At 71.6% G+C, this 15,823-nt stretch carries 10 protein-coding genes; 4 read left to right on the top strand and 6 right to left on the bottom strand.

The features are described 5' to 3' along the window. Positions 1 to 17 precede the first annotated feature (17 nt). Complete coding sequence (locus FHY03_RS13245; protein WP_132908900.1) at positions 18 to 449, top strand: Rrf2 family transcriptional regulator; 432 nt, start codon at positions 18 to 20, stop codon at positions 447 to 449. A gap of 290 nt (positions 450 to 739) precedes the next feature. Continuing rightward, entirely contained in the window at positions 740 to 2,878 is a 2,139-nt protein-coding gene (gene ligA, locus FHY03_RS13240; protein WP_183931267.1) for an NAD-dependent DNA ligase LigA, read from the top strand. A gap of 382 nt (positions 2,879 to 3,260) precedes the next feature. Here ligA and ftsH read toward each other — a convergent pair whose 3' ends face one another. The 5 genes from ftsH to ptsP form a co-directional block, all read right to left on the bottom strand. Continuing rightward, positions 3,261 to 5,243, bottom strand: a complete 1,983-nt coding sequence (ftsH, locus tag FHY03_RS13235; RefSeq protein ID WP_308462256.1) for an ATP-dependent zinc metalloprotease FtsH — start codon at positions 5,241 to 5,243, stop codon at positions 3,261 to 3,263. A 64-nt stretch (positions 5,244 to 5,307) separates the two neighbouring features. Next, positions 5,308 to 6,306, bottom strand: a complete 999-nt coding sequence (gene tilS / locus FHY03_RS13230; RefSeq protein WP_183931265.1) for a tRNA lysidine(34) synthetase TilS — start codon at positions 6,304 to 6,306, stop codon at positions 5,308 to 5,310. A gap of 7 nt (positions 6,307 to 6,313) precedes the next feature. Beyond that, positions 6,314 to 7,174 (bottom strand): YbgF trimerization domain-containing protein, encoded by an 861-nt coding sequence (locus FHY03_RS13225; RefSeq protein WP_183924795.1) that lies wholly within the window; start codon positions 7,172 to 7,174, stop codon positions 6,314 to 6,316. A gap of 292 nt (positions 7,175 to 7,466) precedes the next feature. Next, the gene (locus FHY03_RS13220) at positions 7,467 to 8,348 is read right to left on the bottom strand and encodes a helix-turn-helix domain-containing protein (protein WP_183931263.1); all 882 of its coding nucleotides are present in this window, start codon (positions 8,346 to 8,348) and stop codon (positions 7,467 to 7,469) included. Positions 8,349 to 8,462: 114 nt separating this feature from the next. Next, complete coding sequence (gene ptsP / locus FHY03_RS13215; protein ID WP_183924799.1) at positions 8,463 to 10,730, bottom strand: phosphoenolpyruvate--protein phosphotransferase; 2,268 nt, start codon at positions 10,728 to 10,730, stop codon at positions 8,463 to 8,465. Between the two features lie 138 nt (positions 10,731 to 10,868). Here ptsP and FHY03_RS13210 point away from each other — a divergent pair, with 138 nt between their 5' ends. After that, positions 10,869 to 12,149, top strand: a complete 1,281-nt coding sequence (locus FHY03_RS13210) for a dicarboxylate/amino acid:cation symporter (RefSeq protein ID WP_183924801.1) — start codon at positions 10,869 to 10,871, stop codon at positions 12,147 to 12,149. Between the two features lie 58 nt (positions 12,150 to 12,207). Beyond that, positions 12,208 to 12,594, top strand: coding sequence for a glycine zipper 2TM domain-containing protein (locus FHY03_RS13205; RefSeq protein WP_183924803.1), 387 nt, complete (start codon positions 12,208 to 12,210; stop codon positions 12,592 to 12,594). 170 nt (positions 12,595 to 12,764) lie between these two features. On the opposite strand, the gene FHY03_RS13200 is transcribed toward FHY03_RS13205, so the two are convergent. After that, on the bottom strand, positions 12,765 to 15,734 hold the full coding sequence (locus FHY03_RS13200; RefSeq protein ID WP_183931261.1) for an L-glutamate gamma-semialdehyde dehydrogenase: 2,970 nt from the start codon (positions 15,732 to 15,734) through the stop codon (positions 12,765 to 12,767). Positions 15,735 to 15,823 lie beyond the last annotated feature (89 nt).

The raw sequence follows: 15,823 nt of genomic DNA, 5'->3' as shown, positions 1-15,823 counted from the left end.
CCTGTATATACTGCGATATGCTCACCCAGCGGTCCCGTTACGCCCTTCGCTCCATGCTGTTCCTGGCGGGCGCGCCGGCCGGATCGCCGCCGATCCCGATGACCCGGATCGCCGCCGAGGCCAACGTCCCGCGCAAGTTCCTCGAGCTGATCCTCGCCGACCTGCGTGACGCCGGCCTGCTCCACAGCCACCGCGGCAAGATGGGCGGGTACGTGCTGTCGCGGCCGGCGCATCTGATCTCGCTGGGCGAGGTGATCCGCGTGATCGAGGGGCCGCTCGCGCTGGTGCCCTGCGTCAGCCGCACCGCCTATCGCTCGTGCAAGGACTGCAAGAGCGAGGCCGAGTGCGCGATCCGCCACGCGATGATGCGCGTCCGCGACGAGACCGCGCGCATCCTCGACGGCACCAGCCTGGCCGACGCCACCGCGAATCAGCTCGCTGCCGCCTGAGGCGGTTCGCGCGCACGCGTCGAGCGCAGCATTGGTGTTGGCGTCGACCGACAGAGGTTCCGCCTCGGCCTTCATTCATCCGTGTGTTCATACCGTCCGTCCGTCATCCCCGCGCGGGCGGGGATCCAGGTACGCCGACGTCTCTCCTCTTGCGCGGCGTCAGCGCGCATGGATTCCCGCCTCCGCGGGAATGACGGAGAGGCGGGAAGCTTCGGCGTGACCATCAGGGGGCGTCGCTCGCCCTCCCTCCCCACTAGACCCACTGCCACGCCCCGCTTACCCATTCCGGCATGACTGACGCGCCGCTGCCCAGCACCGAGACCGACGCCGCCGCCGAGATCGAGCGGCTCGCGCGCGAGATCGCGCACCACAACCGGCGCTACCATACCGACGACGCGCCCGAGATCAGCGACGCCGCCTATGACGCGCTGGTCCGCCGCAACGCCGCGATCGAGGCGGCCTTCCCCGCGCTGATCCGCGCCGACTCGCCCAGCCGCCAGGTCGGCGCCGCGCCCGCCGCACATCTGGCCAAGGTCGCGCACGCGCGGCCGATGATGAGCCTCGACAACGCCTTCGCCGACGAGGACGTGGAGGAGTTCGTCCGCCGCGTCCGCCGGTTCCTGCGGCTGGCCGACGATGAGCCGGTCGCGCTCACCGCCGAGCCCAAGATCGACGGCCTGTCCTGCTCGCTGCGCTACGAGGAGCGCCGCCTCGTCCAGGCGCTCACCCGCGGCGACGGCACCACCGGCGAGGACGTCACCGCCAACGTGCTGACGATCGACGACATCCCGCGCGCGCTCCCCGACGACGCGCCCGCCATCTTCGAGGTGCGCGGCGAGGTCTATATGGAGAAGGCCGCGTTCGCCGCGCTCAACCAGCGGCTCGCCGACGAAGCCGAGGCGACCGGTAAGGAGGCGCGGCGCTTCGCCAACCCGCGCAACGCCGCCGCGGGCTCGCTGCGCCAGAAGGACGCCGCGGTGACCCAGGCGCGCCCGCTGCGCTTCCTCGCACACGGCTGGGGGGAGGCCAGCGCGGTGCCCGGCGACACGCAGGAGGCGATCGTCGCCGCGCTGCGCGCCTGGGGCTTCCCGATCGCCGACGCCTTCGCACGCTGCGACGACGCCGCCGCGGCGCTGGCGGTCTATCGCGCGATCGAGCACCAGCGCGCCGATCTGCCGTTCGACATCGACGGCGTGGTCTACAAGGTCGACCGGCTGGACTATCAGCAGCGGCTGGGCAGCGTCGGGCGCGCGCCGCGCTGGGCGATCGCGCACAAATTCCCCGCCGAGCGCGCCGAGACCATCCTCGAGGCGATCGACATCCAGGTCGGACGTACCGGCAAGCTCACCCCCGTTGCGCGGCTCACCCCCGTGACGGTCGGCGGGGTGGTCGTGACCAATGCCACGCTGCACAACCGCGACGAGATCGCGCGGCTCGACGCGCGCGTCGGCGACCGCGTGCTGCTCCAGCGCGCCGGCGACGTGATCCCGCAGATCGTCGAGGTGCTGCCGCGCGACGCCGAGCGCGCGCCCTATGTCTTTCCCGACCATTGCCCGCGCTGCGGCAGCGAGGCGGTGGCCGAGGAGGGCGAGGTCGACGTGCGCTGCACCGGTGGGCTGATCTGCCCGGCGCAGCGGCTCGAACGGCTCAAGCATTTCGTCAGCCGCGGCGCGCTCGACATCGACGGCTTGGGCGAGAAGACGCTGGTGGAGGTTGTCGACCTTGGTTGGATCGCCGAGCCGGCCGACATCTTCCGCCTCGCCGCGCATCGCGAGGAGCTGGTCGGGCGCGAGGGCTGGCAGGCCAAGTCGGTCGACGCGCTCCTCGCCGCGATCGAGGCCCGGCGCCAGCCCGACGCGGCGCGGCTGCTGTTCGGGCTCGGCATCCGCCATGTCGGGATCGTCACCGCGCGCGACCTGCTCAAACATTATGTCACCCTGCCCGCGGTCGCGGCGCTGGCGGACGAGCTGATCGCGCTGCGCGAGCGCACGACGGCCGCGCTCGGCGAAGAGGAGGGCCGGCTCCGGACCCGGCTCGACAAGGCGATCGCCGAGCTGATCGGGGTGGAGAATATTGGTGCCGCGGTCGGCCACGCGCTCGCCGACTTCTTCCACGAGCCGCACAACCGCGCGGTGTGGGACGACCTGCTCGCTGAGGTGGCGCCGCCCGACTTCCGCGTCGAGACCGTCGCGTCGGAGGTGTCGGGCAAGACGGTCGTCTTCACCGGCACGCTCGAGACGCTCAGCCGCGACGAGGCCAAGGCGCAGGCCGAGTCGCTCGGCGCGCACGTCTCGGGTGCGGTGTCGAAGAAGACCGATCTGCTGGTGGCCGGACCGGGTGCGGGGTCGAAGGCGAAGAAGGCGACCGAGCTCGGTATCCGCGTCGTCGACGAGGCGGGGTGGATCGCGATCGTCGCCGCCTCGGGGTGAGCGATCAGGGGCGCGGGGGCGGGGGCGGGGCACCGCTGCCGTGCTCCTGCGGACGCCGGAGCCCAGCGCCGCGGACGATATCGCTCGACGCCCGGGGCTCCCGCGTGCGCGGGAACTCATCGAAGGTGGCGAGCGGCTGCGTCACTGGTCCGATGGACAACGTCGCTCGCGCGATCGCCTCCTCCCCGTCCTGCCGTCATCCCGGACTTGGCCCTGGATCCACCGGGGTCGCACAATCAGTTGGCCCGTGGATACGCGGACGAGTGGATCCCCGGACCAAGTCCGGGATGACGGATCGTGGGGAAGGGAAGCCTCCGCCAACTCAAAAGAAAGGGCGACCCGCAGGCCGCCCTTCCCTCATCTCATCGGATCGTTCGACGCCTCACGCCCCGGCGGGCGACGCGCTGCCGAACGGGCCCGACGGACGCTTGGTCTTCGGGATCGACGTCCCCGCCGCCGGCACCGCGGGCGCCTTGGGACCCTGGTCGGCGCGGCCGATGTCGTCGCCCGCGATCAGGCGCTTGATCTCCTCGCCCGTCAGCGTCTCATACTCCAGCAGCGCGCCGGCGAGCGAGTGGAGCTGGTCGAGATGGTCGGTCAGCACCTGCTTGGCGCGATGCAGACCGCCCTCGACGATCGCCTTGATCTCGTCGTCGATCAGCTGCGCGGTGGAGTTGGACATCCGCACCGGCTGGCTCGACGAGTAACCCAGGAAGCTCTCGCCTTCGGGCTGGGCGTACTCGACCGGCCCGACCTTGTCGGACATGCCCCATTTTGTGACCATGTCGCGCGCCAGCCCGGTGGCATATTGGATATCGCCGCTCGCGCCGCTCGACACCTTGTCATAGCCGAAGATCACTTCCTCGGCGACGCGTCCGCCCATCGCCACCGCCAGGTTCGCGTACATCTTGTCGCGGTGGTAGCTGTAGCTGTCGCGCTCGGGCAGGCGCATCACCATGCCCAAGGCGCGACCGCGCGGGATGATCGTCGCCTTGTGGATCGGGTCCGACGCCGGCTCGTGCAGCGCGACGATCGCGTGGCCCGCCTCATGATAGGCGGTCATGCGCTTCTCGTCCTCGGTCATCACCATCGAGCGACGCTCGGCGCCCATCATGACCTTGTCCTTGGCCTCCTCGAACTCGGCCATCGCGACCAGGCGCTTGCCCTTGCGCGCCGCCATCAGCGCGGCCTCGTTGACGAGGTTGGCGAGGTCGGCGCCCGAGAAGCCCGGCGTGCCGCGCGCGATCACCCGCGCGTCGACGTCGGGCGCCAGCGGTACCTTCTTCATATGGACCTCGAGGATCTTCACGCGACCGTCGATGTCCGGGCGCGGCACCACCACCTGGCGGTCGAAGCGGCCCGGGCGCAGCAGCGCGGGGTCGAGCACGTCGGGTCGGTTGGTGGCCGCGACGATGATGATCCCCTCGTTGGCCTCGAAGCCGTCCATCTCGACCAGCAGCTGGTTGAGCGTCTGCTCGCGCTCGTCGTTGCCGTTGCCAAGACCCGCGCCGCGGTGGCGACCCACCGCGTCGATCTCGTCGATGAAGACGATGCAGGGCGCCGACTTCTTGGCCTGCTCGAACATGTCGCGGACGCGGCTGGCGCCGACGCCGACGAACATCTCGACGAAGTCCGAGCCGGAGATGGTGAAGAAGGGCACGCCCGCCTCGCCCGCGATCGCGCGCGCCAGCAAAGTCTTGCCGGTACCAGGCGAGCCGACCAGCAGCGCGCCCTTCGGGATCTTGCCGCCGAGGCGAGCGAACTTCGTCGGATCCTTGAGGAAGTCAACGATCTCGGTGAGCTCGGCGCGCGCCTCGTCGATGCCGGCGACATCGTCGAAGGTGACCTTGCCTTCCTTCTGCGTCAGCATGCGCGCGCGGCTCTTGCCGAAGCCCATCGCGCCGCCCGCGCCGCCGCCCTTCTGCATCTGGCGCAGCACGAAGAAGGCGATGCCGAGGAACAGCAGGAACGGCAGCGACTGGTAGAGCAGCACCATCCAGATCGACGGGCCCTCCTCCGGCTTGCCCGCCACCTCGACGCCCGCCTTGCGCAGCCGCTCGATCAGCCCCGAGTCCTGCACCGGATAGGTGCGGAACTTATCGCCGTTCGAGAAGCTGCCGGTGATGATGTCGCGGCTGACGTTGACGTCCTTCACCGTGCCCTCGTCGACCTTGTCGAGGAAGGTGGAGTAGGCCACGGTATTGCCCTGCGCCGTCGTCGTGCGACCGTCGAACAGCGTCACCACCACCGCCAGTGAGAGCAGCACGCCGACCCAGATCAGCAGGCTCTTCATCCAGGGATTAGGGTTGCCGCCGCCGCCATTGTCGCCGCCGCCGTTCCCGCGCTGCCTGTCGTTGTCGTTCATCGGGTACCTTTCCAACGAACGCAATGTAAGCCACGACGGGTTAATCGCAATGGAACAGCGTCGGTCAGAGTGATCGACGCGGCGGTGCTACGTGAAAAATCCAGCCTTCCTCGCGCACTTCTACCTTGAGGCCGGCGTGGGTCGCGCCGCGCCGTGCCTCGAGCGCGTCGAGCAGTGGCTCGATATTGGACGAATCGGTGAAGGCTGGCCGGGTGATCGCACGATCCGCCCGAATCGCGTGGATCGCGCGGCGCAGCAGTCGCCGGCGCAGCTCGCGCGGCTCGTCGGCGATCGCGAGGGGGCGATCGGGTCCGCGCCAGTGCTCGCTCCATAGCCGCTCCGCCGCCCGCGCGATCACCTCCTCCGCCTCGGCGAGATAACCGGCCGAGGCGGCGAGCGCGGCCGGATCGAGCGCGGGCATGGCGGCGAGCGCGGCGCGGACGCGGGTGCGATCGTGCCGCGGGTCGGTGTTCGACGGGTCGTCGACGAAGGGCGCCCCCGCCGCCTCCACCAGCGCGCGCAGCTCGGCGCGCCGCCACGCCAGCAGCGGCCGCAGCAGCAACGTCCCATTCTCCCGGCGCGCCGCGCGGATCGCGCTCAGCCCCGCCAGCCCCGAGGCGCGGTTGAGCCGCATCAGCAATGTCTCGGCCTGGTCGTCGGCGTGGTGCGCGGTGAGCAAGGCGCCGACCCGCTCGCGCGCGGCCCAGTCGATCAGCAGCGCGTAACGCGCCTCGCGCGCGCGGCGCTGGAGCGAGCTGCCCGCGATCGGCGCCGCGGGAACGAGCATGGCGTGCGGCACGCCGAGCCGCTCGCACAGCGCTGAGACCATCGCCGCCTCCTCGGCGCCGGCGGGGCGAAGCCGGTGGTCGACCGTCGCCGCGACCACCTCGCCCGGCAGGGCCGCGGCGGCGAGCAGCAGCAGCGCGACCGAGTCCGGCCCCCCCGACACCGCCACGCCGACCCGGCCGACGCGCTCGACCGCCGCCACGCCGTACCCGCGCGCGAACCCGCGGCGCAGGTCGTCGATGAAGCGCGCCACCGCCGCCGCGGGCAGCGGCGCCACGCTCAGCTCACTTGCACTTGGCGGCGGTGCGGGCTTTGGCGACATCGGCCTTGAGACCCGGCGAGATCTTGCTGCCATAGACGTCGGTCAGCTCGCCGTAGACCTTGCAGGCGTCCGCCGGCTTGTCGAGCTTGAGGAGCGCGGTGCCCAGGTAGAAGAGGCTGTCGGGCGCGCGCTCGCCGTCGGGGAACTTCTTGTAATTGTCGTAGAAAGCGATCGACGCCAGGCTCGGCTTGCCCTCGTCGAGATAGGAGCGGCCGAGCAGGTTCTGCGCGAAGCTGGCGCGGCGGTGCTTGGGGTAAGTGGCGACCACCTTCTTCAGCTGCGCCTCCGCGGCGGGATAGTCCTTCGCCTGCCACAGGCGATAGCCGGCGAGATAGGCGTCCTCGGCGGGATCGCCGCTGCTCGGCGCGGCGGCCGGCGTGCTGTTCACCGGCTCCGGCGCCTGCGGGACGGTGACGTCGGGACCACCGGCGGCGTCCGCGCCCGGCGCCGGCACGGGCGCGACCGGCTGGGTCAGCTTGGCGTCGGTCGCCTTGCGATAATCCTCGAACTGCTGCTCGAGCTGGCGCAGCTTGTACTGGGTCTGCTCGATCTGCCCGGTCATGCTCGCCATCTGCTGCTCGAGCGAGGTGACCCGCGCGGTGATGTCGGTCAGCGCGCTGGTGGCCGGGACGCCAGCGGCGTCGACCGGCGCGGTCGAGGGCGCGATCTGTGGCTCCACCATCGCGCCGGCGCCGCCGGGGAACACCTTGCGCTGCACCGCGCGCATCTCCGCCTCGAGCTTGCCGACGCGGCCCTCGATCTGCGCCGCTGCCGGCGTCGCCACCACCAGCGCCAGCGCGGCGCCTGCCATCCACTTGGTCATCATCGTCCGTCCCCGGTGCGCACCTGTCGCACCTCTCTATAGAAGCGAGCTGTCGCCACGGTGAAGCGCGGCGTGGTCTGAGTCGCGAGAGCGCCGCCCGACGCGACCTCGACGCGCATTCACCGCTACCATCCCGCCGTCATCCCGGACTTGGTCCGGGATCCACCATTCCGCAGACTCCGCAGGCGTGGCTCTCGCGGTGGGGTGGATCCCGGAACACGTCCGGGATGACGGAAGCCCTCCCGAAGGCCCCGCGTCCGGCCCTGTCGTGACGGTGAGATCCGCCCCGCCCTCACCGCGCCACGTCGCGGAACGCGGCGAGCTGCCCCGCGTCTCCCGGCGCCGCCGTCGTGTTCGCCGCGGTCGCGGGCGGCGTGGTGCTCGCGCTCGGCGCCGGCGCGGGCAGCCCGCGTGCGGCGAGCGCCTCGGCGCTGATGCCGACATCCTTGATCGCGCGCTTGCCGTCGCCCAGCGGCGCGACCTCGCGGCCGTCGACCGTTACGGTGAGCTGGTCGGGGCGGCCGACGTTGATCATCGGCCGATCGGTACCCGCGGGCACCTCGAACGACTGGCCCGGCTTCATCGTGCCCTCGAACAGGCGCTGCTTGGCACCGTCGTAGACGCGCATCCACACGTCGTTGCGCGCGGTCAGCACCACCTTGCCGGTGGCGGCCGGGGTCGGCGCGGGCGGCGGCACCTCCTTGCTGGAGGCGACCTGCGCGCTCGGCGCCGCCTCGGGCGCCTGCTCGGTGGTGCCGCGGAACATGCCGGTGGAGAGCCACAGCACGCCCAGCACGAGCACCGCCAGCGCGAGCCCGGCGGCGACGATCACCAGCCCGCGCGAGGGCGCGCGCGACGGGTCGGCGATCTCCTCGATATGGTGCTGGCGCAGCGGCATCGCGCCGCGCGCGAGCTCGCCGCGGATGGCGCGGCCGACGTCGGCCTGGTCGATCCCCACTGCGCGGGCATAGGCGCGTGCGAAGCCCGAGGCGTAGGTGGGCGAGGGCAGCAGGTCGAGCCGGTCCATCTCGAGCGCCTCGAGGAAGCGCTGGGTCACGCGCGTGCGCGCAGCGACCTCGGCCAGCGACAGCCCCTGCGCCTCGCGCGCCGCGCGCAGTCGCGCGCCGACGGAGCCGGGCGTCGGTGCCTGTGCGGGTAGCTCGCCGTCGCTCATTCTTCTCTCCGCCCCGCGCCCACCGCGTTCATGCGGGCGTGCGTTCGTGTTCCAAACACGAGCAACAGTGTCAACAGAGGGGCTTCACACGATTCGACTCGGTTCGTCGCGACCTCACGCCAGCTCGACCCCGTGCTCGGTCGCCCAGGCGGCGAGCGCGCCGCGCATGTCGCGCGGCGGGCGGACCAGCAGCTCGTCCATGAAGGCGGTCAAGGCGGCGCGATCGAGCGTGCGGATCATCGCCTTGACCGGCCCCACCGCGGCCGGGGTGATCGAGAGCCGGTCGAGCCCGATCCCGATCAGCGCCATCGCTTCCAGCGGCCGCCCGCCCATCTCGCCGCACACGGCCACCGGCACCCCGGCCTCGCGCGCGGGCACGATCACCCGGCGCAGGAAGCGCATGATCGAGCTGGAGAGCCAGTCATAGCGGTCCGCCAGCTTGGGGTTGGCGCGGTCGGCGGCGAAGAGGAACTGGGTGAGGTCGTTGGTGCCGATCGACAAAAAGTCGATGTTGGGCAGCAGCACGTCGAGCTGATAGGCGAGCGCGGGCACCTCCAGCATTGCGCCGTAGCGCACCTCCAGCGGAAGGCGCTTGTTGCGCTGGTGGAGGAAGGCGCGCTGCGCCTCAAACAGCGCCTTGGCCTCGTCGAACTCCCACGGTTCGGACACCATCGGGAACATCACGTTGAGCGTCCGCCCCGCGCCCGCCTCCAGCAGCGCGCGCGCCTGCGCCTTCATCAGCCCGTCGCGCTCCAGCGCGAGCCGCAGCGCGCGCCAGCCCATCGCCGGATTCTCTTCCTCGCCGGTGTGCGTGAGATAGGGCAACGCCTTGTCGCCGCCGATGTCGACGGTGCGGAAGATCACCGGGCGCGATCCCGAGGCGTCGAGCACCTCGCGGTACAGCCGCTGCTGGCGCTCGCGCTGCGGCAGCGTCGCCGACACGAGGAACTGGAACTCGGTGCGGAACAGCCCGATCCCGTCCGCGCCCGTCAGGTCGAGCACCGCGACGTCGTCGCGCAGCCCGGCGTTGACCATCACCGTGACGCGGTGCCCGTCAAGCGTCTCGGGGGCGAGGTCGCGCAGTGCGGCATAGGCCGCCTTGCGCTTCTGCCGCGTGGCTACCTTGGCCTCGAACACCTCCTCCATCGCCGCGGTCGGGCGCACCGTCAGCGTGCCCTCGGTGACGTCGAGCAGCAGCGCGTCGCCCTCGGCGATCAGCCGGCGCACGTCGCGCACGCGCCCGAGCACCGGCACGCCCATCGCACGCGCCACGATCGTGACATGCGCGGTGAGCGACCCCTCCTCCAGCACCACGCCCTTGAGCCGGCGGCGATCATATTCGAGCAGCTCGGCCGGCCCGAGATTGCGCGCGATCAGGATCGTGTCCTGCCGCAGCCCGAGTTGCGCCGCGGTGCCCATCTGCCCCGAGACGATGCGGAGCAGCCGGTTGGACAGGTCCTCCAGGTCGTGCATGCGGTCGGCGAGCAACGGATCGTCGATCTCGCGCATGCGCTGGCGGGTGCGCTGCTGCACGCGCTCGATCGCGGCTTCCGCGGTGAGCCCGCTGTCGATCGCCTCGTTGATCCGGCGCGCCCAGCCCTCGTCATAGGCGAACATCTTGTAGGTGGCGATCACCTCCTGATGCTCGTCGCCGACGCCGAACTCCGCCTCGCGCGCGATCCGGTCGATCTGCTCGCGCATCTTGTCGAAGGCGGCATAGACGCGGTGGCGCTCGGCCTCGGTATCCTCCGCGACGGTATGCTCGATGTGGATCCGCGGCTGGTGGAACACCGCGCAGCCCACCGCCATGCCGTCGACCAGTTTCTGCCCGCCGATCCGCGTCGAGCCGGTCGACTGGGGACGGTCGCTCGGGCCGCCCTGGTCGATCAGCCCGGCGTTGGCGATCAGCTCGGACAGCACCATCGCCACCGTCTGCAGCGCCTCGATCTCGACGTCCTCGTACTTGCGCGGATCGGCATGCTGCACCGCGAGCACGCCGACCGCGCGCTCGCGGCGGATGATCGGCACGCCCGCGAAACTGTGGTAGCGATCCTCGCCGGTCTCGGGCTTGTAGGCGAAGTCGGGGTGGCTCGCGGCCTCGTCGAGGTTGAGCACCTCGTTGTTCTTGGCGATCGTGCCGACGAGACCTTCACCCAGCGCCAGCTTGGTGACGTGCACCGCCTCGGGCGCCAGGCCGCGGGTGGCGAACAGCTCGAGCACGCCCTCGCGCAGCAGGTAGATCGAGCACACCTCGCTATCCAGCGCCTCGCCGATGATCTCGACCACCGAGTTGAGCTTGGCCTGCGCGTTCGATCGCGCCGCCATCACATCGTGCAGGTTGACCAGGATCTCGCGGGCGGAGCGGGCGGCAGAGACGGGCATGCCGAGGGGCTAACAGACCAGTGGCCTGGGTGCCACGCAGCATTTTCTTGGGTGCGACGCAGCGCGCCCAAGCCCGGCTCGCCCGTTTGAAACGGAAAGTTGCTGGCGAAGCGCGGTGCGCGATCGCACCTCTGCGCGATGAAGATCCCCTCCTTCACCGTGCAGGTGTTCGCCGGCATGGCGATCGGCGTCGCGCTCGGCTTCGCGGCGCGCGATCTGCCCGCGCTGGCCGAGGCGCTGCGCCTCACCGGCGACAGCTTCGTCCAGCTGCTCAAGGCGCTGGTCGTGCCGCTCGTGTTCACCGCGATCGTCGCCTCGATCGCGGCACTGCGCGATCTCGGCAATGCCGCGCGGCTGGTCGGGCAGACCCTGCTGTGGTTCGCGGTCACCGCGCTGATCGCGGTGACGATCGGGCTCACGCTCGGCACGCTGCTCGAGCCGGGCGTTCGCAGCGGGGTCGATCCGTCCGCCGCCGCGCTGCCCGCCACCACCGGCTCGTGGCTCGACTTCCTGCGCGGACTCATCCCGGGCAACTTCCTGGGAATCGAGGCGAGCACCAAGCTCGCCGATGGCGGCGCCACCACCAAGCTGGGGTTCAACGTGCTCCAGCTGATCGTCGTCGCGATCGCGGTCGGCGCGGCGGCGGTGAACGTCGGCGAGGCGGGGAGCGCCTTCCTCGCCGCGAACGCCTCGCTGCTCGCGATCTTCCGCCGGCTGCTGCGCTGGGTGGTGAAGCTCACCCCGATCGGCACCGCCGGGCTGATCGGTACCGCGATCGTGCGCTACGGCTGGTCCTCGCTCGCGGCGCTCGGCAGCTTCGCCGGCGCGGTGTACCTCGGGCTCGCGCTGGTGCTGTTCCTCGTCTACCCCGCGCTGCTCGCGCTCAACCGGCTGTCGGTGACGCGCTTCTTCGCCACCGCCTGGCCGGCGATCCAGCTCGGCTTCGTGTCGCGCTCGTCGATCGCGACGCTGCCCGTCACCGAGGACGCCGCCGAGCGCGCCGGCGTGCCGCGCGACTATGCCGCCTTCGCGGTGCCCTTCGCCGCGACCACCAAGATGGACGGCTGCGCCGCGGTCTACCCCGCCGTGGCGGCGCTGTTCGTCGCGCAATATTACGGCATCGCGCTGCACGCCTCGGACTATGTGCTGGTGGCGCTGGTCTCGGTGATCGGCTCGGCGGCGACGGCCGGGCTGACGGGCGCCTTGGTGATGCTGACGCTGACGCTTACCACGCTCGGCCTGCCGCTCGAGGGCGCGGGTCTGCTGCTCGCGGTCGACCCGATCATCGACATGGGCCGCACCGCGGTGAACGTCGCGGGGCAGGTGCTGGTGCCGCTGATCGTCGCCAAGCGCGAGCACCTGCTCGCGCCCGGCGGCACGATGGCGCCGCTGCCCCGGCACGATACGGTGCCGGCCTGATCGAAGTGAACTCCTCGCCGCCTGCGACGTTCGTGGGCGGCAGAAGGAGACACATGCCATGAAGAAGGCCCTGCTCGCCGCGCTGGCGCTCGCCACCGCCACTACCCCGATGCTCGCCCCCGCCGCGCAGGCGCAGCGCAGCGATCGCGACCGTGACTATCGCTGGCACGGCGACGACAAGAACTGGGAGCCCTCGCGCGACTATCGCCGCGGCAGCAGCCGGCGCGAGCGCGCGCTCGGCCGCGACGATCAAATCTACCGCGGGCGCGACGGCCGCGCTTATTGCAAGCGCAACGACGGCACCACCGGTCTGGTGATCGGCGGCGTCGGCGGCGGCGTGCTCGGTAACCTGGTCGGCGGCGGCACCCTCGGCACGCTGCTGGGCGCGGGCGGCGGCGCGCTGCTCGGCCGTTCGATCGATCGCGGCAAGGTGAAGTGCCGCTGAGGTGAGGGGCGCGGCTTCGGTGAGGCGGCGTTTCTCGACTCTCCCCTCCCCTTCAGGGGAGGGATTAGGGGTGGGCCGGTGCCCCGAGCGCGGCGTCTGCGGAGAGGCTCCGCCCCAACCCCTTCCCTGAAGGGGAGGGACTCTCTCGCGACGCCGCGGTCGCGTGCCCCTTAGATCCCGCCTTCCTCCAGGCTCAGCAGCGTCGCGTTGCCGCCCGCGCTGGTCGTATCCACCGACACCGCGCGCTCCGCGCAGAAACGGTACAGGTACAGCGGCCCGCCGGCCTTCGGTCCGGTCCCCGACAAGCCCTCGCCGCCGAACGGCTGCGACCCCACGACGGCGCCGATCATCGAGCGATTTATGTAGAGGTTGCCGACCGCCGCGGCGGCCTCGGTCACCTCGGCCGCGCGTGCGATGCGGCTGTGCAGCCCCATCGTCAGGCCGTAGCCCTTGGCGTTGACCCGCGCGATCGTCTCCTCCAGCGCGCCCGCCTTCCACGTCGCGACGTGAAGCAGCGGCCCGAACCACTCGCGGTCGAGCGCCTCGACCGAGTCGAGCCGGATCAGCGTCGGCGGCACGAACAGCCCGTCCGCGGGCGCCGCCACCGTCTTCACCCAGCGCGCGCGCGCCTGCTCGCGATACGCCATCAGCCGGTCATAGGCGGCGCGGTCGATCACCGGGCCGACGTCGGTGCGCGGGTCGCCCGCGTCACCGAGCGTCAGCAAGTCCATCGCGCCCGCGAGCATCTCGATCAGCCCCTCGGCGATATCCTCCTGCACCAGCAGAAGCCGCAGCGCCGAGCAGCGCTGCCCGGCCGAGCGGAACGCGCTGGTGACCACGTCCGCCACCACCTGCTCGGGCAGCGCGGTCGAGTCGACGATCATCGCGTTGATCCCGCCGGTCTCGGCGATCAGCGGCACGATCGGGCGGTCGTCGTTCGCCAGCAGCGCGCGCGCGATCGACCGCGCGGTCGCGGTCGAGCCGGTGAAGGCGACGCCCTGGACGCGCGCGTCGCCGACCAGCGCCGCGCCCACCTCGGGCCCGCCCGGCACCAGCACGAGCGCGTCGCGCGGCACGCCCGCCTCATACGCCAGCGCCACCGCCGCGGCGGCGATGCGCGGCGTCTGCGGCGCGGGCTTGGCGACCACGGTGTTCCCCGTCACCAGCGCGGCGACGGTCTGGCCGAGGAAGATCGCGAGCGGGAAGTTCCACGGCGCGATCGTCGCCCACACGCCGCGCCCCTCCAGGTGGAGCGTGTTGCGCTCGCCGGTCGGCCCGGGCAGCTCGACCGAGCCGAGCGTCGCGCGCGCCCGCGCCGCATAATAGCGGCAGAAGTCCGCCGCCTCGCGCACCTCGCCGATCGCGTCGGGGATGGTCTTGAACGCCTCCTGCACGCAGATCGCCATCAGCCGGTCGCGGTCGCGTTCGAGCAGGTCGGCGAGTCGGTCCAGACAGGCGGCGCGCGCCGCGACCGGGGTCGTCTGCCACGCGGGGAAGGCCGCGCGCGCGCGCGACACCGCGGCGGCGACGTCGGCGGCGGGCGCCGGCGCCGGCTCGGTCATCGGCCGGTTCACCGCGGCACTCGTGTCCTCCAGCACGACGCGGTCGCCGAGGTCGAGCCCGCGCGAGTTGCGCCGCTCGGCACCGAACAGCTCGGCCGGCAGCGGGATGCTCGGGTGGCGCGTGCCGCCCACCGACTCGATCTTGGCAACCGGGTCGGCAAGGATGTCGGCCTCGCTCAGCCGCGCGTCGGCGAGCTGGTGGACGAAGCTGGAGTTGGCGCCGTTCTCGAGCAGCCGACGGACGAGATAGGCGAGCAGGTCGCGATGGCCGCCGACCGGCGCGTAGATGCGGCAGTGATACCCCTGATCGCGCACCAGCCGCTCGTACAGCCCGTCGCCCATGCCGTGGAGCCGCTGGAACTCGAAGTCGCGGCCGTTGCCCGCCCATTCGACGATGGTCGCGACGGTCAGCGCGTTGTGGCTGGCGAAGGCGGGGCGGATGTAGCGCGCGTCGAGCATGTCACGCGCCACCGCGAGGTAGCTCACGTCGGTCGCGGCCTTGCGCGTGAACAACGGATAATCGTCGAGCCCCTCGACTTGGGTGCGCTTAATCTCGCTGTCCCAATAGGCGCCCTTCACGAGGCGGACGTTCATCAGCCGGCCGAGCGAGCCGGCCCAGGCCACCACCGGCCGCGCACGCTTGCCATAGGCCTGCACCGCCATGCCGAACCCGTCCCAGTCGCGTAAGCGCGGGAGAGCGGCGACCGCGCCGATGATGTCGAGGCTCATCTCGAGCCGCTCGCTCTCCTCGGCGTCGACGGTGAGCGCGATGCCGCGCGCCGCCGCCTGAAGCGCGAGCGCTTCGAGCATCCCGGTCAGCGCGGGGACGCACTCGTCCCAGCGCGCCACCTCGTAGCGCGGGTGGAGCGCGGAGAGCTTGACCGAGACCGAGTGGCCCGCGCGCGGGTCGCTGCCGACCGCGTCGATCGCGTCGACATAGGCCTGGAAATACCGCTCGGCGTCGGCGCTGGTGCGCGCCGCCTCGCCGAGCATGTCAAAGCTGGCAGTGAAGCCGCGGTGCTCGGGACGGCGCATCCGCTTCATCGCCTCGTCGATGGTGCGGCCCATCACGAAGATCTCGCCCATCATCCGCATCGCCGCGCCCACCGCCTGGCGCACGAACGGCTCGCCGGCGCGGCTCAGCAGCCGCTTGAGCGGGCCGGTCTCGCCCTCCCCCACCAGCGCGCGGCCGACCACCAGCCCCCAGGTGGCGGTGTTGACGAGGCGCGAGTTGGACTGGCCGGCGTGCGCGCGCCAGTCGGCGTCGCCGAGCTTGTCCGCGATCAGCAGGTCGGCGGTCTCGGGGTCGGGCACGCGCAGGAACGCCTCGGCGAGGCTGAGCAGCGCGACGCCCTCGGACGAGTTGAGGCGATATTCCTGAAGGAACTGGTTGACCCAGCCGCGCGCCTGCGCCGCGCGCAGGTCGGCGAGCAGCCCCGAGGCGGTGTCGACGATGCGCGCGCGCGAGTCGGCGCCCGCCGCAGCGCGCTCCAGCAGCGGCTTTAGAACATCGGGTTCGCTCGCGCGGTGGAGCGAGCGCAGCTGGGCGAGAGTGGATGACGGTACGGCAGCGGCCATCTTCGTGCTTTCGGTTCGTTGTGTCTTGCGGGCACGGCAGGGCCGGGCCTAGACAGATGCGCGCGCTGTAGCGCGTCGCATGGCGGAGG

This window comes from Sphingomonas sp. BK345, assembly GCF_014193845.1.
In the GTDB taxonomy this organism is placed as follows: Bacteria; Pseudomonadota; Alphaproteobacteria; order Sphingomonadales; family Sphingomonadaceae; genus Sphingomonas.
The sequence above is the reverse complement of the archived record's forward strand: the minus strand, read 5'-3'. Positions and strand labels throughout refer to the sequence as shown.